The following is a 19,264-nucleotide window of genomic DNA, read 5'->3' as shown; positions in this document are numbered from 1 at the left end:
TTCTTCAAATTCTTTGATGTTTGTGCTTTTTAAAATGTCTTTACTGCTTTTCTGAGCCTGCGTAAAGTGGGGAATAAGAAATGTGAAGAATAAAATCGTTAAAAATTTTTTTTCATCAAGTTGGTTTATTTCATCAGCTTATCCGGAATTTGATGTAAGTAATTGTTTTTCCTTTCGCTGAGAATAGCTCTTCATAATACGTTTTGATGTCTCTCAAATGTTCTGTATTAGGATCGTATTCTGGTGCACCGTAGATATCATGGTGGGCAGAAATGATTTCATAACCTGCTCCCTGTAAATATCCAAGGGTATATCCATGCAGGAATTCTGAATCGGTTTTCAGGTGTATAATTCCTCCTGGCTTCAGGAACTTTTTATATCGGTTTAAAAAATCCGGATGGGTTAATCTGTGTTTTGTTCTTTTATATTTAATCTGTGGATCAGGGAATGTAATCCAGATTTCGTCTACTTCATTTTCAGCAAAGAAATAATCTACAAGTTCGATCTGAGTTCTCAAAAACGCTACATTAGTCATGTTGTTATCCACGGCTTCTTTAGCGCCAAACCAAAATCTGGCTCCTTTAATATCAACTCCGATGAAGTTTTTTTCAGGAAATGTTTTTGCGAGTCCTACAGAATATTCTCCTTTTCCACAGCCCAGTTCCAATACGATAGGATTATCATTTTTAAAAAAATTGTCTCTCCATTTTCCTTTAAGATCGAAACCATTTAAAGCATCTTCTCTTGTTGGCTGGATTACATTCGGTAATATTTTGTTTTCTGCAAATCTTGCTAATTTATTCTTGCCCATTGAGTTATAAAATGAGTGCAAAAATAGTGAAAATTTATGGAGTCTCTATGTCTTTTGGTTGTAAAAGACATAGAGATCATTCGCATTTAGTTTGTATTATTGACTTCCCAAAGCCACCATAATTGGTCTTTCAATTGTTTTTTGTGAAGCATATTGAGCTCCGCAAACAAGGCTGGTAAAAAGATATTGCCCTTTATCTATCACAATGGAACCTTCACCCTGAGCAGGAACAGCCAGTCTATATTTGGTAGTTCCTACACCTTCTATTCTTACGATGATATTACAATCCGATTTATTTCGAATCAAAACAATACATTCTTTAGCATTAGGATCATTATCAAATAAGGAATTTAAGATTTTTACTGTTCTGTTTTTGTGTTCTACAGGAGATACAGCCATCAGCATATTGAATTCTTCTGCTTCAGCATTAGGAATTGCCGTATTTGCAGTGGTATTCACAACATATGTATTTTGAGCAGTACTTGGAGTAAACACTGTGGTAGATTGTTTTGCAGCCAGCTCAGCTTTGTATTTTGCAATTTGTTTTTGTTTGATGATGGCATTCATTTCATCAAAAGTAATTTTGGTAGAAGGTCTTCTCCTCAACATAGCAAGCATTTCCTGCATGTCTTTTACCTTTTGATCAGCAGGGTGTGCATTTTTGATATACTCTTTCATCATTTCCATTACCCTGGGTTTCAAAACAGATCTTCGGGGATCATCAGGGTGAGCATCCCTTAAAAAGGCATTGATCTCATAGATATTCTTACTTTTTAAAATATCACTATAATCTTTCCCTTTCTTTTGGGCAGAAACCATAAAAAAGAACATACAGCCAAGAAGTAAAAGTACTTTTTTCATTAATTAATATTAAGTTAGAAATTTGGTGCTTCACTCTTAATTTGCGTTTTGGTTGCTTAGTTTTTTATTTGATAACGAAATATCTGGTGTTTTTATTTTAAACACTTGTTTGTGAGATAAAATTAAGCATATTTTTGAATATTGAGGAATAATTTGTTGCAAAATTTGAATAATTCATATTGTAAATACTTGTAGCAAAGCATAGCTGGTACTTTCAGTCATTCAACAAAAAAATAACCCATGTAATGTACATGAGTTATAAAATATTTTGAGTTGTTTTTTTAAAAATTTCTAGTTACCGCCTACAACTTCCTGAAGGTGTGAATTTTTGAGTCTTTTCTGATAAATAGGAAGATATTTTTCAATAGGAATTTTTACTGCTTCAAAGTTACCTGCTAATACGTAAGCCTGGATATTTTCGGAGGAATAAACAAACTGAAGGAAATTGTCAATTAAGTTTTCCGGTATTTTAAACTTTATAAAATAATCTTTCCCCAGATAATTTTTGATCTGTGCTACGGAGCTGTTCATCCTTTCATAGGCCTGGTAACGCTGTTTTTTCTTTCTTTCACCGGAAAGGATATCATAAATACTTTCCAGGCTGAAGGTAAGTCCTCCATCTCGAAGTCCTGCAACAGGAAGTTCCGGTGGTGTTCCATCTCCTTTGGGTTCAGGAAGACCAATTACTTTTTTAAGGGCATATGCTTTATCTTCTTTTCTTAAAGAGTTAACATCATATCGAAGGTTACCGGTAGGCTTGAACCTGCTGAGAACAATCTCCTGAATTTCGTAATAGGCAATTTTAAGCTCAACAAGATTTTTTTGTTCCATGGATTGAGGAGTCAGCTTGATGTCTTTTCTTTCGGTCACGATAGAGGTAAACCGGATGACATCCCCGATATTGGCAGGGATATTAAAGTTACCATTGTAGTCCGTAAGAACGGTCTTCTGTGTATTCAGATTGGTGACATACACCTGATTGAGATATAAAATAGAGTTGTCTCTCAGAAATACCTCCCCGGAATATATTTGTGCATTAATTTTTGCCAGAAAAACCAATAGCAGTAGAGTAAACAGTTTCTTCATATAATGCGCAAAATTACATAGAAATAAAGCAATTCTGTGTAGTTAGATGAATAATAGTGGTTAAAGTTATATTAAACTTTGGGATTAAATTGTTAAGGAGTGTTAGAAACTTGTCACTCATGTAAAAAACGAAACATTTACATAAAAAAACCGGAAGAAAGAAGTACTGAATTTTCAACTGCTTTTCTTCCGGTTTTCTGTTGTTACCTATGTTTTACAAGTAACCAACTCGTGTATTTTACCATAAGGTTGGAGCCATATTCTGTCCAGGTGATGAAGTACCAGTAATTTGCTGTAGGAACATACCTGCCACCAATTCTTCCATCCCAGGTGTATCTGTTTTCAGGAGTGCCTCTGAAGACTTCCGCACCATACCTGTCAAAGATCCGGAATACAAGATTATCATTCTTCATTAAAGAAGAATAGTCGATGACTTCATTATGACCATCTCCATTCGGAGTAATGGTATTGATCAGGTTAATAATGGCAAATGGTTTTTTAACATCCTCACACATTTTAGAGTCTCTTACAAATATGTTGTGAGCTCCTCTGGGTACATTGTAGAAAACATTGGAACTCTGCCATACCACACCATCTAAAGAATATTCATAAGGAGGTGTACCACCGCTTGCCCCAACTTTTACAGTTGTTCCATCAATTTCAATAGAGGTTATGATTGGAAGAGGTAATTCTGTAACATTTACATATTGCTTGTAAACACAGCCATTGGAGGTAAGTTCTACCCAATAACTTCCGGGAGCAACATTCGTAATGGAAGGAGTAGTTGCCCCGGTGCTCCATAAGTATTTTTCAAAGCCAGGTCCTGCATTAAGTGTAGTAGTGGTTTTTGGGCAAATGGTCTTATCTTTTAAAATATCTGATTTCTTAGGAACTTTAATATTGATTTTCAGAGTACCTACTTCAGGACAAACTCCATTTTTCTCAAAACGGATATAAAAAGTCTGTGAAGTTGTAATATTAACAGGGGATGAAACTGGATTCACATTATTCTGAGCATCTGCTAAAGTTGCATGAAAAGTGAAGGTAACATTCGGATCTAATGTAAACTGGGGAATAAACTGAGCTAAGTTAACACTCTTTATTCCGTCCAAATCATCATCACAGGTGCTTTCTGTAACAGTTTTTGTAATCAATGGTACTTTTGCTCCGATACTAAATTGTAAAGGTTTGATCACAGAAGCACATCCATCCGGAGAATCTACCCTGATGTAAATGGTTGTAGTTGCTGTATAACTCCAGTTATTAGGGAGCGTATTGTTATTCCCTGCATTGGCATCTGCAAGGTTTGCATAATATCTTACATTCGTAAAGTAATTTGGATTATTAAGAACAATAGGGGTGATATTGGAAAGCACCACAGTAACTGTTCCATCCAGATTATCATCACAGAAGGTACCATTGTAGTTATCCAGTACAATAGCTTTATTAAAAAGTGATAGTGTTATTTGTGCAATATTTTTGCATCCAATATTGTCATTAACAACCGCATATACTATTGTTCCGTTAGTTGCGGTATAGGCAGTTGTGTTAGTTATTAGTGCTGCTGCATTTTCATTCTGAGCATCCAAAAGGGTAGGGTAATAAGTAATAGTAACTGGTGAGTTACTGGTAACATTGGCTGTCGTCAGGTTGAATGTTCCCTGCCCATTGATATCACAGGCAAATAATGTTGCATTCATTACGGTTAGAGCCTGAATATTCATCGTAACGGTTATCGTTTCACAATCTGGAAAGTCTGGATCATCTCCACAGAATGTATAGGAGAATGTATCAGTTCCTGATGTTCCTGGAGTATTTACAGTATAAGTAATAACGCCTGTAGTAGAGTTTATAACAGCTGTACCCAATGAAGGTGTTGTTGTAATAGCTACCGTGCTTGGAACGGGAGTTTGTGGTGAACCGCTGAATGCAGGGATTATCGTTTTAGAATTACATGCAGTGTATGAGGTACTGGATAGTTTTGTACAATTCAGAACTTTAAATTGTTCAGTGACTAAAGGTGCACAGCTTCCCATTGTTACAGAGCATGTATAATACCCTGGTAGTGCAGGGGCAATGGAAGAAGTATTTGCTCCCGGAATAATATTCCCATTTCTGTACCATTGGTAGGTATCATAAATTAAAGGATCAACAGTAAGAACCATCCCTGGAATACAACCACCTCCGGATTGTAAAATAACCGGCTGTGTAGGAAAACCGGCAAAAAAACCTCCATATCCTACCGCATCACTGCCGGCAGTGATGCCAGCCATAATTGCTTTATCTGAAACTACAGTAATAGTACCTGTTACATTGGGAATTCCATAGGTAACCCAATTTGTTGTACCAGTCATATTGTAAGGGCCGGTTATTGCTGGTGGATTTGCTCCGTTCACTGTAACGTTAGCTCCTCTTTCTGTAATAATGTTCAGTTTTGTGGTGATGTTCAGAATACCTCCGGGGTGACCGTTGGAATGGACAAAATTTTCATTAATAAGTCCCAGTTCATTAATCTGCTTCGGAAGATAACAGTTTAATGCAGGAATAAAATTGAATCCTCCGGTAAATACTTCACTTCCTGCATTTGAATCTCCAGCTAAAATCTGGTAGACATAAGCATTTTTAGAGGTTTTGAGATATAAATTATAATGACCATTTCCCTGAAGGATATATTTGGAATCAGGGATAATGAAGTATTTTCCTGCATTGAGAGTTGCTACAGGAGGAATTTCATTATTGACAAAGATCTGAGTATTGTCTTCAGTAGCAATTACAATAGCTCCTTCTGTACGAGTACCAATCGGTCCGCTACCCTTTACAATGGCAAATTCATTTCCAAGTCTGTTGACAGGTACTGCCTGATCCATTAAAATATCTGAGCTAGCTGGATAATTTCCTGCATATTGACCGTTAAAATTTCCATTGGTAACATTGACAGGTTTGTTTGAAGTAATCTTTGCACCAATGAAACCATTAAAGTTTCCTGTTATGTTACCAATTCCGTCAATAATGTAGGATTGTCCCTTATTTAAAGTAAATGTTAATGTCGGGTTGGTTGTTCCAGTCAGTCCATTTGAAAACTGAACAGTAGGACTGTAGCCGGAAACGGTAACCGTGGTGTTATCTTCGGTTGCCAATACGCTCGTCATGAAATTCAGAATGGGGTTACTCACCGTAATAGGAGCTGTAGCTGCATAAAACTTTAGCCCTGTGGAAGAAGTTCCTTTGGAAGTAATGATTTCTGCATGGTTGAATACTGAGAACCTTAAATTGGCATAAAAGGGAAATTCAGCTTTAAGATATAATCCCTTAGTGGTTGTGGTGAATAAATCTCCCTGCAGTTTGGTAATGATATAATCTCTTAATACATCAAATTTCTGTGGATTATTTTTACTGATATTTACTGTTCCAATCAAAACATTGTTATTGTAAATACTTACAGGAAAAGGAGTTGTTCTATTGGTAGATAAATACAGTTTTTGATAGGGATTGGGAGCGGTTGTTCTGTCTATCATAGGAGCAAACCAATGCTCTCGGTCCAATTGGGAAAAAGCAGAGGTGAAAATGCAAAACATAAACAAAAAAGATAAAATTTTTTTCATTCAGCGGTGGTCTTTATCACAAATTTAGTGATAAAAAGTATTAAATTATTGAAAATAGAATAAAAAAATATGATTTCGAAAAGGTGGTTAAACAAAATTTAAATTTATATTATTTTTTTTGCTTTTAACTTAATATAATAAGCGGATTTAATTGAAAGTCTAAAAAAATGAGCCGCGATCATTTGATCACGGCTCATTAAATATAGTTTTAAACTAATTATTACTCTCTGTTTTTAACAAGAATCCAACCTGTATATTTTATTGGAGTCTTTTCTTTGTTGGCCTCATTCCAACTGATATGATACCAGTATGTTCCTGTTCCTAATTTTTTATCAAAGTGTTTTCCATCCCATCTGTAGTTGTTGAATCTATTTCCGGTGAACACCATGTTTCCATATCTGTCATACACTACAAAGCTTAGATTTTCTTTATAAGCCAATTCACTGTAATCTATATAATCATTTACATTATCTCCATTAGGTGTAATGGCATTTAATAGATTAGGAATGGTAACTTCCACAGCAATAGGAGTACAGTTATAAACATCTTTTACATAGAAAGTGTGCTGTCCTCTTGTTAAACCTGTGAAGGTGCTTGAATCCTGCCAGTTTGCAGTTCCATCAACTGCATATTTGTAAGGAGCTTTACCTCCGCTTACAATTACAGTTGCTGTATTATTATTGATCTCAATAGTTTGAATTACTGGATCTTCAACTTTTTTAACTTTTACAGTCTGTGTAAGGAAACATCCGTTCTTACCAAGAATTACAGTGTATTCTCCAACACCTATGTCTCTGATACCTGAAGAGGTAGCTCCAGTGCTCCATTGGTATGAATCATATCCAGGACCAGCGTCCAGGTTAGTTTTCGCATCCATACAGATATACTGATCTACAAGGACTGGAGATTTTTTAATTGGTAGTACAATTAATTCAATTTTTGCATTTGCCGTACATCCTTCAGCAGTTGTTACTTTCACATATACAAATCCTCCGGTTGAAGGGAAATTGGTTGGTGTTGTGATTTCATTGATTCCTGCCGTAAGATCATTCAGGGTACGGTAGTATTTTTTTGTAACAGCATTATAGTCTGTTACTTTTGCTTTTGTAAGGTCAAAATAAGCGTAAGGATCCACATCGTACCAACAAGCCTTAATAGAAGCATCGGTTACGATGAATGGTACTACAGTAAGGTTTAATGTCACTTGCTCACAATCTGTAAATTCAACTGAGTTTCCACAGAATTTATAGATGATTTTGTCTGGTCCTAAATATCCAGGATTAGGTGTATAAGTGATTGTTCCGTTTGGATTCACTACAGCTGTTCCTTTGGTAGGAGGAGTTAAAATTACTACTGTACTTGGAACCACAGTTTGAGTGGAAGAAGTAAATGTAGGGGTGATAATTTTAGTAGAACAAGCGTTAAGTGCTTGTGTTGTTTCTTTTAAACAAGTTTGTACTTTATAGATAGGAGTTGTCACAGGAGGACAGGTTCCCATTGTTACTTTTACGGTGTAATTTCCTGATTGTGTAGGAGTATATGTATAACTGGTAGCACCAGGAATAGCAACTCCGTCACGGAACCACTGATAAGTTTCATATCCATCGTCTACTTCAAGAACGATTCCCGGAACACACTCACCTGTCTTTTTCGCAATTACAGGGATTGATGAGAATCCGGCAAAGTAACCTCCGTATCCTGCAGAACTATATCCTCCATTGATACCTGCTGTTACAGCTTTTGTAGATGTAATCTTAATATTTCCGGATACACTGTTGATTCCATAGGTAACCCAGTTAGCATTTCCTGCCAATGGATAAGGTCCGGCCTCAGGCAAAAGAGGAGCGTCATTTAGCATGACAGTAGCACCAGCCTCTGTTAAGATGTTTAATTTTACAACCAGGTCACTTGTTGTCATGCTGGCTCCTCCTACTCCAAGAGGCATTTCATTAATCTTTCCGATCTCATCAATTTTTCTTGGAAGAAAACAGTTTAATGGCGGGATATAGTTGAATCCATTGGTTGCATCACTTGCCAATACTCCAATAAATTGATATAGATATACATTTTTGGTTGTTGAAATAAACATGTTTGAATGTCCTAATGTTCCCTGAGCCACGTAGCTGGTTTCATTAATTCTGTACCATTCTCCGGCAGCAAGTGTCGCAACAGAAGTACCACTGCCATTTAAATATACATCAGTATTATCTTCTGTAGCCACAATAAGACCTCCTTCCATATTTAGGCCGGGAGATGTAGATCTTGTTTTTACCATGGCAAAAGTATTTCCAAGTCTGTCAACCGGAACAGATTGATCCAGAACCGGATCACTTCCTGTTGTTGAAGCTGAGAAGTTGGCATTACAGCTTCCATTGGTAAGTGTAACTGGTTTGGTTGCAACTATTTTGGCACCAATAAAACCAGTTTTGTTTCCAGACTGCGATCCAGATCCTGCAAGGATGAAAGATTGTCCTTTTTGTAAAGTAAAAGTCTGAGTATTTCCAGTTGGACTACCATTAATAAAAACTACTCCTGCAGTTGGGTTCCATGATACTGTTACATTTGTGTTGTCTTCAGTGGCAAGAACACCTGCAGTAAAATTCTGAATACTGCTTGTATTAGTGTTAGGAGCGGCAGCAACGAAAAATGTTTTTCCAATTCCAGCCTTTCCTTTACTGGTGATGACTTCCCCGTGAACACTCTGTGCTAGTCTTAAACTACAGTAAAAAGGTTTGACTGCTTTTAAATAAAGCCCTTTGTTACCCACAATGAATGCTTCGGTAGATGTTCCTGTGGAAATAAGGTTATTAGTAACCTTATAGGTTTGTGGATTGCCTTTACTGATTGTAACAGTTGTAATCGCGGCATTGTTGTTGTAAATGGTTACGTCAAAAGGTGTGTCTGAATCAGTAGAAAGGTATATCATATTGTTATACCCTCCAACACTGTCATAATAAGGAGCAATCCAATGCTCGGTATCCCTTTGTGCAAAGAGTGGATTAATTGTCAAAAAAATTAATACCAAACTGAGTAGAAATCTTTTCATGTGTATGGAATTAGGATTTCTACAAAAATAAAATAAAAAATGAAATACTTTTAATAAAATTTAAATAAATGTTAAAAAATCGTCTTTGATATTTAATTAAAAGCCATCTTGAATATGAAACTGGTAATTGAATATCATCCTCAGTCTATGTAATTATCTTTCAGCATTTCCTGGAGAAAAATTTTGTCTATTTGAATTGTTTAAAACCTTATTGGTTTTCCCTCCGGATGATAGTTTTGCGTTAATAAGTATAGCAGAAGTAATATAAAAATAAAAATCCCGATGAAACTTCACCGGGATTCTATATTTTTTGAAAAAGTTAGCTTATAGGCTTACTCTTACAAATCCTGTTACTTTTAGGTCTGCGTTTACAGATTTTACGTAATCAGCAACTGAGATACTTCCGTCTTTAATGAAATCCTGGTGTACCAAAGTGTTGTCTTTGTAGAATCTCTGCATTTTACCTTTCAAGATGTTGTCGATAATGTTTGCAGGCTTACCTTCTTCAGTAAGTTTGTGTCTTTCGATCTCTAACTCTCTGTCGATAGTTTCCTGAGAAACTGCAGTTTCGTCAAGAGCAATTGGGTTCATTGCAGCAACCTGCATAGAAACAGCTTTAGCAGCTTCTTCAGCTCCGTCTACTTTAGCAGAAAGAGAAGTGATTGCAGCAATTTTGTTTCCAGCGTGGATGTAAGCTCCTAAGAAATCTCCCTGGATTCTTTCGAAAGATCCGATTTCAATTTTCTCACCGATAACTCCTGTTTGCTCAACTAATTTCTCAGCAACAGTGATTCCGTGGAAATCTGTAGCTAAAAGTTCTTCTTTAGTAGCAGCGAAGATAGCCATTTCAGCTAATTCGTAAGCTAGCTCAACGAATGCTTCATTTTTAGCAACGAAGTCAGTTTCACAATTTAAAGAAATTACAGCACCTAAAGTGTTGTCTTCGTTTACTCTTGCGATTACTGCACCTTCAGTAGACTCTCTGTCAGCTCTGTTAGCAGCAACTTTCTGTCCTTTTTTTCTAAGGATATCTACCGCTTTTTCGAAGTCTCCTTCAGCTTCAACTAGAGCTTTCTTGCAGTCCATCATACCTGCACCTGTTTGGTTTCTTAATTTAGCTACGTCTGCAGCAACTGGTGTATAAGACATAATATCTATTATTTTTTATTTAAGATTAGTATTAATTTTTAGCTTAATTTTAGAGCAGTGCAAAGATAATAATTTTAATGATAAACTAAAAAATGACTTTTCACGTTATTAATATATTTAATATTATTTTAAAGGTTTGATTAATGAAAAAAATCTTCTTCCTTCTATTTATATGCATTTTTGCTCTAGGTTTTTCTCAAAAAAAGAAAAAAACAAAATCTAAAGCTGTTGTTGAAAAAGAAACTGTAATTATCTATACTGAGCAGGAAGCTGAGATTTCAAAAGAGGCAAGAATAATTGCCGGATTTTTGAAACAGAACCCTGGTCATGCTAAAACCGACTATTTCAAAAGAAAGTTGATTGATATTATCATGGCTGATAATTCTCCGGAAGCAAAGCCTACGATTAAACCAATTAGTAAAGAGAAAATCGAAAATATTGTTAAAAATAATGAATTGAATAGCGGAAAGACAATTGCCGCAAAAAAAACTTATACATCCAATGGGAAACCTGTTTCTAATAATACAGCAGCTGCTATTGAAGCTTTAAAAGAAGAAAGAAGAACTACTTTTGCATCGGTGGGATCTGCAGGTACAGCAAAAACGGCAGGAACATCTAAAGCTGAACCAAGTGAGGAAGGGAAAAGGAGAGCAGCAATGCTTACTCATCTTTTTAATAATGATATCAACAAAAGTGAAGCTTATATCAATATCAAGAACAAATCAGCCTGTAATCTTATTGTTAAGATCAGCGGGAAAAAATATTATAATCTAACGGTTCCAGCAAAAGGGGAGAATTTTATCCTGGTTGATAAAGGAGAATACGTAATGACCACATCAGTTTGTGATGCAAAATATTCATCTGTAAAGAAAATTACTCAGGATATTGAAATTGCCCTGAATGTTGCGGAATAAATAGAATAAGAAAGAAGAAAACTAAAGAAAAAAGGTTAAGAAGAAATTCTTAACCTTTTTATTTTTTTATCCTTTAAACTGGCCCATTGCAATGAATTTGTCCTGTCTTTGGGTTTCAAGCTCCTGTCCTGTAAATTTGGAAAAAGCCTTGATATTTTGTAAAATTGAATTTTTCAAGTTCAAATAAGTGGTTTCCTGATCATAATGAGCACCTCCAAGTGGTTCCTCAATGATTCCGTCAATGAACTTTTCTCTTAAAGCATCTGCTGGAGTAAGATTTAATGCATTGGCTGCATCTTCTTTGTGATCCCAGTTTCTCCATAAGATAGAAGAACAGCTTTCTGGTGCAATTACTGTATACCAAGTGTTTTCCAACATATATACTTTATTTCCAACACCTATTCCTAATGCTCCACCACTGGCACCTTCTCCGATGATGTAAGTGAAGATTGGAGTTTTCAGCTGAACCATTTCAAAAATATTTCTTGCAATAGCTTCTCCTTGTCCTCTTTCTTCAGCTTCCAATCCAGGATAAGCTCCCGGTGTATCTACTAAAGTTACCACAGGGATATTAAATTTTTCAGCAAGCTTCATTAATCTTAAAGCTTTTCTGTATCCTTCCGGATTTGGCATTCCAAATCTTCTGTGCTGTCTTTCTTTAGTTGTTCTTCCTTTTTGAGTCCCTATGATCATTACTTTCTGACCATCAAGGGTAATCAATCCTCCAATCATTGCCGGATCATCAGCGAAATTTCTGTCTCCATGAAGTTCTAAGAAACTGCCTTTGTCTGCCATTCCGTTGATGTAGTCCAGTGTATAAGGACGATCCGGGTGACGGGACAGTTGTACTCTTTGCCAAGGTGTAAGACTTGAATAGATTTCTTTTTTCTTTTCTAAAATCTTATCCTCAATCTGGCTGCATGCTAATTTTACATCAACACCACTTTCTTCTCCTACTAAAGAACACGTCTGGTATTGGTCCATCAATTCTTTGATAGGAAGTTCGAAACTTAAATATTCCATTTCTTGAAGTAAATTAAATCTTTCAAATGTATGAAAAATTATGGTTATTCTATTTAAAATTATTTATAGCATTGTTTATTCTGGAGATACTTTCCTCTTTACCAAGGGTTTCCAGAATGTCCGGAACATCTGGTCCTTTCAGTTCTCCTACCAAAGATAATCGTAACGGCATCATGACTTTACCCATGCCTAATCCTTTGTTTTCAGCGAAGTCATGCATGGTTTGCTTCAATGTTTCAGCAACAAAGTCTGTGGCTTCAAATGTTGCAGCCAATTCACCTAAAATTGTAGATGTTTCTTCATTCCATGCCTTTTTCGATGCTTTTTCATCATACGAAGTTGGAGCTTCAAAGAAGAATTTTCCACTCTCATAGATGTCTTTCGGGAAAGTGGCTCTTTCTTTCATCAGTTGAATTACTTTCAATAGCTTTTCATCAGATACGGCGGAAAGATCAAGATCTGTATTCTTAAGGATCTGAAGAAGTTCTTCATCAGATTTCATCTGAATATATTGATGGTTGAACCACTCGGATTTTTCTTTGCTGAACCTTGCGCCAGCCTTATGTACTTTATGAAGATCAAATTCTTTGATCATCTCCTCTAAAGGAAGTATTTCTTTATCATCTGCCGGAGACCATCCTAATAATGCTACCATATTGATGAAAGCATCAGGAAGGTATCCATTTTCTCTGTATCCTTTAGAAACTACACCTGTAGCTGGATCTTTGAAGTCAAGAGGGAATACCGGGAATCCGAATTTATCTCCGTCTCTTTTGCTTAATTTTCCTTTTCCTTCTGGCTTTAAAATTAAAGACAGGTGTGCAAATTGTGGTGCTTCCCACTGCATTGCTTCATATAATAAGGTATGAAGGCCCAAAGATGGAAGCCATTCTTCACCACGGATGACGTGAGAGATTTCCATTTCATGATCATCAATGATATTCGCAAAATGGTAAGTCGGCATTCCGTCATTCTTTACCAGAACTTTATCATCTAAAGTATTGGTATTAACTTTAAATTTTCCACGAATAATATCTTCAAGGTTTAATACTCTGTCAACAGGCATTTTAAATCTTACAACATAAGGAGTTTTTTCATCCAATAATTTTTGGACTTCTTCTTCTGAAAGGGCAAGGCTGTTTCTTAAACGGTTTCTTGTTTTATTATCATAAGAGAAAACATCACCTTTCGCTTCGTACTCAGAACGCATTGCATCCAGTTCTTCTGCTGTATCAAAAGCAATGTATGCATAGTCAGTTTTTAGAATCTGTTCTGTATATCTATCATAGATGTCTCTTCTTTCAGATTGTCTGTAAGGAGCGAATTTTCCTCCTTTTTTAGGACTTTCATCAGGAATGATTCCGCACCATTCTAAAGCTTCTTCAATATATTCTTCAGCTCCTTCTACATATCTGGCTGTATCTGTATCTTCAATTCTCAATACAAATTCTCCCCCTTGATTTTTAGCAAAAAGATAATCATATAATGCGGTTCTTACGCCTCCCAAATGTAATGGTCCTGTAGGACTTGGAGCAAAACGTACTCTTACTTTCTCCATTTCAATTTAAATTTTTGCAAATTTACTTAAAATTATGCGTTTAAGAGATGATTTCTGACCGTGTATTGATTTTTTGATCCTGACTTTTTTATTTATTTCTATAGATTTTGGATAAATGCGGTTTTAAAACTCCCAATCTTATATTTCTGATAATATTTTTTTTACTCATTGATCATAACCTATAAAATGTGGTTGTGAAAAATGAATTCATAAACAATAAGTATTGTGTTTAATGCGTGTGTTCTTTTGCGAGTGTTTGTACGTTTGTTTCTGTAATTTGTATTCTTTAATTAAATCACAATTAAGGGATTGTTTGGTCGTTTATTCATTGTGTTTTAAGGATATATTAAAATCACTAAATAATGATATATGTCAGTTGTTGTTTTTATATTTCACCTCATATTGAAGTTTATATTTGTTGAAAATTTTAAAATAATACTATGAAAAAACAAATTTTATTTAGCTTCAGTGCAGCACTGTTGCTTTTCATGGGGTCATGTTCTTCAGATGATCTGAATAATAATGAATCTGCTCCTGATAGTCCGGCAAAAACTAATCGTTTGTCAGCAGCCAAATTTGCAGGTGATGGTATTTATGATGTCTTAGGGCACGGTTTTAATGCTACTGGGGAATATGCTAATGCTAATTCTGCAGGTTTTAAAGTGGTTGATATTGACCGTTTTAAAACAGAACAGGCTGCAAGATTACTCTCTGAAAATACAAATACACAACAGTATCTTGAAGAATATGGAGAAAATGCAGAAACCTATTCTAAAATGGTTTCTACAAAAGTAGATGTTACAGCAGGAATTCCTTTGTTTAAAAAAACAGTATCAGTAGGGTTTAATTCTGCAGTGACAACCAACCATAAATTTGATGCCAAATACATTTATGGCAGTTACAACCTTATCATTAAGCAAAAAAGGCTAAGATTCAATGCTACCACGGATATGTTAGCAGATTATGTAACTCCGGAATTTACCCAGGATTTGCAAACGAAATCTCCTCAGCAGATTGTAGAGGATTATGGAACTCACGTTATGGTTGATATTTATACAGGAGCTAAAATGGATATCATGTTCCAGTCTGAAACAAGTAACGAAAGCCGTGATCGTGCTGCCAGAATTGGAGTAAAAGTAGGGGTGAAATCTATCTTTGATGTGGATGTAACCAATGATGTGAATACGTCGGAATCATCTATGAATTACTCTAAGAAATTATCCTACAGAACAAGGGGTGGTGATCCTTCAAAAGGTTTGGTTGGAGAACTTAATCTTGATCAGAATACTCCAAAAATTAATATTGCAAACTGGCAAAGCAGTTCTACGGCTAGCAATTCTGTATTGGTAGAATTTGGAAATAACGGCCTAGTCCCTATCTATAATCTGGTAAAAGATGCTGCTAAAAAAGCTCAGCTTAAGGCGTATGTAGATCAGTATTTAATTGATAACCAAATTTCATTGGAGTATAATACCACAATGTTATATGGCTACCAAAATCAGGCAGACAGTAATCATTATTTCACTTTCAATACAAACCTTCAGCCATCTTCTTACTGGACTAATGAAGGACCAACATTTAAAGTTTTTCAGTACAAAGCACCAGATACAGTTCCTATTTACTGCTATAAAAGTACTTCAGGAGCAGATCATTACTTTACACAGGCCAGTACGTTGCAACCATCTTCTTATTGGAATGTTTATATGGGGGTAGCATTCTATGCTTATAAAACTCCGGGAGCTGGAAGAATTCCTGTATACAGCTATAAAGCTAAAAACGGATCGGATCATTATCTTTCAGTGTCGCCTAATTTAGGTCCTGTGAACTATTGGAGTATCAGAGAAGGTATTGCTTTCTATATTCCAGCTAATTAATTTTTGGATTTATATAAATCAATTTGGTTATACATTATGGGTGGAGTCAGTAATTCTGGCTCCGCTTTTTATTTATAATTGAATAGGGTTTTGAGTTTGGTGAGAAAGTAATAAATGTAATTGTTTATTGTTATTAACTCTCCATTGTGTGATGCTGCAAATGCTTATTAGTAGCGTTTTAAACGATTGTTAAATTCACCAATTAATGATATATATCATTTTGAAATTCTTTTGTCACTAGGTGATGAATATTACATTTGCAGAAACTTTTTAATAATCTATGAAAAAACAAATTTTATTTTGCTTCAGTAGTTTACTGATGCTTTTTATGAGTTCATGTTCTTCTGAAGACCTGAATACTGACGCAACTCCCGAAAATTCTGCTAGGACCAATCGATTATCAGCTGCTAAATTTGCAGGTGACGGAATTTATGATGTCTTAGGACATGGCTTTAATGCTGCAGGAGAATATGCTAATGCTAATTCCGCAGGATTTAAAGTAGTTGATATCGATCGTTTCAAAGCTGAACAGGCAGCAAGACTGGTTTCTGAAAATACCAATACTCAGGAGTATGTTGAAGAATATGGAGAGAATGCAGAAACTTACTCCAAAATGGTATCTACAAAAGTAGATGTGACTGCAGGAATTCCTTTATTTAAAAAAACACTTTCGGTAGGATTTAATTCTGCAGTTACTACCAATCATAAATTTGATGCAAAATACATCTACGGAAGTTATAATCTAACTATCAAGCAGAAAAGATTAAGATTTAATGCTACAACAGATATGTTAGCTGATTATATTACCCCTGAATTCGCTCAGGATTTACAGGTAAAATCACCACAACAAATTGTACAGGATTATGGTACACACGTAATGGTTGACATTTATACCGGGGCAAAAATGGATGTCTTATTCCAGTCTGAAACAAGAAATGAAAGTCGTGACCGTGCTGCAAGAATCGGAATAAAATTGGGAATGGCTAAAATTTTTGATGTTGATGTTCAGAATGATGTCAATACATCAGAATCTACCATGAACTATTCTAAAAAATTATCCTACAGAACAAGAGGTGGAGATCCTTCAAAAGGTTTGATTGGGGAGCTTAATCTTGATCAGAACACTCCGAAGATCAATATAGCAAACTGGCAAAACAGTTCTACACCCAATAATTCTGTATTAGTGGATTTTGGAAATAATGGGTTAGTATTTATTTTTGATCTGGTAAAAGATCCTGCTAAAAAAGCAGAGCTTAAATCATACGTAATCCAATACCTTATTGATAATAAAGTAATGCTGGATTATATTCCGGTTCCAATTTATGGATTTTATAGTGGTTCAGAAAGAGATCACTTCCTTTCTACTTGGGCTGGAACTCCTAATAATTATCAGGCGGAAGGCGAGCAGTTTAAAGCGTATAGCTATAAAGCACCCAATACAGTTCCTGTTTATCAGTTCTATAGTGCAAATGACAAGGATCATTATTATTCCACGTATCAGGGGACACCATGGAATTATACCTATGAAGGAATTGCTTTCTATGCAACAATGGATAGCACCAAAAGACCTATTTATCAATTCTACAGTGGCAGTGAAAGAGATCATTACTACAGTACTTATCCGGGGACACCTAATAACTATGTTGCAGAAGGAATCCCTTTTTACGCTTATTAACTAAATAATATTAATATTTTACAACAAAAAAACCGTCTCAGCTTTGGGACGGTTTTTTTTATACAACAAGAACAAAAAATGAATATTTGCAAAATATTTTCGTTGATTAAAGGAACAGTGAAAGAATATTGCTAGTAGTCTTTTATTAAAAATGTATTTTTGTAACTTATAAATTTAGTTTATCAATGAGAAAAGCAATATGTCTTTTTATTGTAGGGGAAAAGTACTGGAAAATGTACAACAAAAATAGAGCAATGTTTGAAAGCTATGCTAAAAAATGTGATGCGGATTTAAAGATTATTGATAAACCAATGGATGAGAGTTTTCATCGACCGCTTTTAGCTCAGAAACTGCTGATTCCTTCAGAAACGAAAGAATATGACATGGTTCTTTTTATGGATCTGGATATTATTATTTCGGATAAAGCACCTTCTATTTTTGATTTTCTTCCGGAAAACAAATATTTCGGGGCAATTCTGGATCCCAGAGGAACTGACGAATTCAACAAAACCTGGGGGCATATTCCAAGAATATTGGAAGAAACCAGTGAAATGTATTTTACTGACCGGCATTTTGAAGCAAATCCTTTATTGCAGGGAAGTATCAATGGCGGAGTATTTATTTTCAGACCCAAAAATGTAGCAGATGTTTTTAAAGACTATTATTTTTCAGACCACAATCAAGGTGAACTGAACAGTTTTGAAGAAACGCCATTCGCTTATTTTTCTCAGATCAATAACTGGTTTGAAGCTTTGCCACCCGCATTCAATGTTCAGGTTTTATATAAAATAAAGGGAACTGAGAGAGGGAATGAAGTAGAACATGATGAGAAAAAACTTCCCGGATTTTTCAAAAAATATTATTACAAAAAGACAGGAAGCTGTTTTTATCCTACAAGGAAATATAAAAATTACGTAAAACAAATTATTGCTGAAAATTACTTTACCCACTTTTCTGGCAACTATCCTATAATCTATAATTAAATTATGAGCTTACTTTCACGCTTTTCCAGCAAATTTATAACTGTTTCTTATGGAATCACCGTCAATGATGAAGCGAAGGAGCTTAAAAAATTATTGGATATTCTTCTTCCTTTGATTGATGGTAATGATGAGGTTATTGTTCTTCAGGATGTTACCAATAAAAATCAAGAGGTGACAGAGTTGCTCGCTCATTATGATCGTATTATAAAACTTGAGGCCAGGCTGGATGGAGATTTTGCAACCTTTAAAAACAGATTAATAGAAAGGGCGAAATGTCAGTATCTGTTTCAGATTGATGCAGATGAATATCCTACAGAGTATTTTATCAAAACATTGAAATCTTATCTTAAAAAAGAGAAAAGTGTTGAAATATTTTATGTTCCCAGAATCAATACGGTGGAAGGGATTACAGAAGAATATGTGCAGCAAATGGGCTGGAATATGAATAATGAAGGGTATATTAATTTTCCGGACTATCAGCCCAGGATTATCAAAAACAATAAAAAAATCTTCTGGAAGAATAAAGTGCATGAAGTTTTGTATGGAAATAAAAACTTTACCGAAATTCCTGCAAAATATGAATTATCATTAGTTCATAAAAAGAATTTTGAGAAGCAGAAAAAGCAGAACAATTTTTATGAAACACTGGAAGATTAATCAGTTTGAATTATTAGAAAATAAA

The 19,264-nt window shown here is 35.2% G+C and carries 13 protein-coding genes; 5 read left to right on the top strand and 8 right to left on the bottom strand.

The features are described 5' to 3' along the window. Positions 1 to 133: 133 nt before the first annotated feature. The 6 genes from trmB to tsf all read right to left on the bottom strand — a co-directional run bounded on the left by trmB (position 134) and on the right by tsf (position 10,555). Entirely contained in the window at positions 134 to 811 is a 678-nt protein-coding gene (gene trmB, locus ACKTTZ_RS05495; protein ID WP_034692928.1) for a tRNA (guanosine(46)-N7)-methyltransferase TrmB, read from the bottom strand. 96 nt (positions 812 to 907) lie between these two features. After that, positions 908 to 1,672, bottom strand: coding sequence for a DUF6759 domain-containing protein (locus ACKTTZ_RS05490; RefSeq protein ID WP_034692929.1), 765 nt, complete (start codon positions 1,670 to 1,672; stop codon positions 908 to 910). Between the two features lie 291 nt (positions 1,673 to 1,963). Continuing rightward, on the bottom strand, positions 1,964 to 2,758 hold the full coding sequence (locus tag ACKTTZ_RS05485) for a hypothetical protein (protein WP_034692932.1): 795 nt from the start codon (positions 2,756 to 2,758) through the stop codon (positions 1,964 to 1,966). A 203-nt stretch (positions 2,759 to 2,961) separates the two neighbouring features. After that, entirely contained in the window at positions 2,962 to 6,360 is a 3,399-nt protein-coding gene (locus ACKTTZ_RS05480) for a T9SS type B sorting domain-containing protein (protein ID WP_407847726.1), read from the bottom strand. Between the two features lie 220 nt (positions 6,361 to 6,580). Next, positions 6,581 to 9,406, bottom strand: coding sequence for a gliding motility-associated C-terminal domain-containing protein (locus tag ACKTTZ_RS05475; protein ID WP_407847724.1), 2,826 nt, complete (start codon positions 9,404 to 9,406; stop codon positions 6,581 to 6,583). Between the two features lie 324 nt (positions 9,407 to 9,730). Beyond that, on the bottom strand, positions 9,731 to 10,555 hold the full coding sequence (tsf, locus tag ACKTTZ_RS05470) for a translation elongation factor Ts (protein ID WP_034692936.1): 825 nt from the start codon (positions 10,553 to 10,555) through the stop codon (positions 9,731 to 9,733). 143 nt (positions 10,556 to 10,698) lie between these two features. On the opposite strand from tsf, the gene ACKTTZ_RS05465 reads away from it, so the two are divergent. Further along, positions 10,699 to 11,469: a DUF6759 domain-containing protein gene (locus ACKTTZ_RS05465; RefSeq protein WP_407847721.1), complete on the top strand. Its 771-nt coding sequence runs from the start codon at positions 10,699 to 10,701 to the stop codon at positions 11,467 to 11,469. 66 nt (positions 11,470 to 11,535) lie between these two features. On the opposite strand, the gene ACKTTZ_RS05460 is transcribed toward ACKTTZ_RS05465, so the two are convergent. Together ACKTTZ_RS05460 and gltX are read right to left on the bottom strand one after the other, a co-directional pair. Then, positions 11,536 to 12,492, bottom strand: a complete 957-nt coding sequence (locus ACKTTZ_RS05460; protein ID WP_034692938.1) for an acetyl-CoA carboxylase carboxyltransferase subunit alpha — start codon at positions 12,490 to 12,492, stop codon at positions 11,536 to 11,538. A 49-nt stretch (positions 12,493 to 12,541) separates the two neighbouring features. Then, positions 12,542 to 14,050, bottom strand: a complete 1,509-nt coding sequence (gene gltX, locus ACKTTZ_RS05455) for a glutamate--tRNA ligase (protein ID WP_407847719.1) — start codon at positions 14,048 to 14,050, stop codon at positions 12,542 to 12,544. A gap of 440 nt (positions 14,051 to 14,490) precedes the next feature. Here gltX and ACKTTZ_RS05450 point away from each other — a divergent pair, with 440 nt between their 5' ends. The 4 genes from ACKTTZ_RS05450 to ACKTTZ_RS05435 all read left to right on the top strand — a co-directional run bounded on the left by ACKTTZ_RS05450 (position 14,491) and on the right by ACKTTZ_RS05435 (position 19,239). Next, positions 14,491 to 15,924: an MAC/perforin domain-containing protein gene (locus ACKTTZ_RS05450; protein WP_407847717.1), complete on the top strand. Its 1,434-nt coding sequence runs from the start codon at positions 14,491 to 14,493 to the stop codon at positions 15,922 to 15,924. A 280-nt stretch (positions 15,925 to 16,204) separates the two neighbouring features. Continuing rightward, positions 16,205 to 17,599: an MAC/perforin domain-containing protein gene (locus ACKTTZ_RS05445; RefSeq protein ID WP_034692944.1), complete on the top strand. Its 1,395-nt coding sequence runs from the start codon at positions 16,205 to 16,207 to the stop codon at positions 17,597 to 17,599. A gap of 185 nt (positions 17,600 to 17,784) precedes the next feature. After that, positions 17,785 to 18,582, top strand: a complete 798-nt coding sequence (locus ACKTTZ_RS05440; RefSeq protein WP_253316188.1) for a hypothetical protein — start codon at positions 17,785 to 17,787, stop codon at positions 18,580 to 18,582. Between the two features lie 3 nt (positions 18,583 to 18,585). Beyond that, on the top strand, positions 18,586 to 19,239 hold the full coding sequence (locus tag ACKTTZ_RS05435; protein WP_407847714.1) for a glycosyltransferase: 654 nt from the start codon (positions 18,586 to 18,588) through the stop codon (positions 19,237 to 19,239). Positions 19,240 to 19,264: the final 25 nt, after the last annotated feature.

This window comes from Chryseobacterium sp. KCF3-3 (genome assembly GCF_045865955.1).
In the GTDB taxonomy this organism is placed as follows: domain Bacteria; phylum Bacteroidota; class Bacteroidia; order Flavobacteriales; family Weeksellaceae; genus Chryseobacterium.
The sequence above is the reverse complement of the archived record's forward strand: the minus strand, read 5'-3'. Positions and strand labels throughout refer to the sequence as shown.

What these genes read in the sequence shown, in the direction of transcription:
- trmB (WP_034692928.1), bottom strand. Translation starts at nt 811, where the DNA reads ATGGGCAAGAATAAATTAGCAAGATTTGCAGAAAACAAAATATTACCG.
- ACKTTZ_RS05490 (WP_034692929.1), bottom strand. Translation starts at nt 1,672, where the DNA reads ATGAAAAAAGTACTTTTACTTCTTGGCTGTATGTTCTTTTTTATGGTT.
- ACKTTZ_RS05485 (WP_034692932.1), bottom strand. Translation starts at nt 2,758, where the DNA reads ATGAAGAAACTGTTTACTCTACTGCTATTGGTTTTTCTGGCAAAAATT.
- ACKTTZ_RS05480 (WP_407847726.1), bottom strand. Translation starts at nt 6,360, where the DNA reads ATGAAAAAAATTTTATCTTTTTTGTTTATGTTTTGCATTTTCACCTCT.
- ACKTTZ_RS05475 (WP_407847724.1), bottom strand. Translation starts at nt 9,406, where the DNA reads ATGAAAAGATTTCTACTCAGTTTGGTATTAATTTTTTTGACAATTAAT.
- tsf (WP_034692936.1), bottom strand. Translation starts at nt 10,555, where the DNA reads ATGTCTTATACACCAGTTGCTGCAGACGTAGCTAAATTAAGAAACCAA.
- ACKTTZ_RS05465 (WP_407847721.1), top strand. Translation starts at nt 10,699, where the DNA reads ATGAAAAAAATCTTCTTCCTTCTATTTATATGCATTTTTGCTCTAGGT.
- ACKTTZ_RS05460 (WP_034692938.1), bottom strand. Translation starts at nt 12,492, where the DNA reads ATGGAATATTTAAGTTTCGAACTTCCTATCAAAGAATTGATGGACCAA.
- gltX (WP_407847719.1), bottom strand. Translation starts at nt 14,050, where the DNA reads ATGGAGAAAGTAAGAGTACGTTTTGCTCCAAGTCCTACAGGACCATTA.
- ACKTTZ_RS05450 (WP_407847717.1), top strand. Translation starts at nt 14,491, where the DNA reads ATGAAAAAACAAATTTTATTTAGCTTCAGTGCAGCACTGTTGCTTTTC.
- ACKTTZ_RS05445 (WP_034692944.1), top strand. Translation starts at nt 16,205, where the DNA reads ATGAAAAAACAAATTTTATTTTGCTTCAGTAGTTTACTGATGCTTTTT.
- ACKTTZ_RS05440 (WP_253316188.1), top strand. Translation starts at nt 17,785, where the DNA reads ATGAGAAAAGCAATATGTCTTTTTATTGTAGGGGAAAAGTACTGGAAA.
- ACKTTZ_RS05435 (WP_407847714.1), top strand. Translation starts at nt 18,586, where the DNA reads ATGAGCTTACTTTCACGCTTTTCCAGCAAATTTATAACTGTTTCTTAT.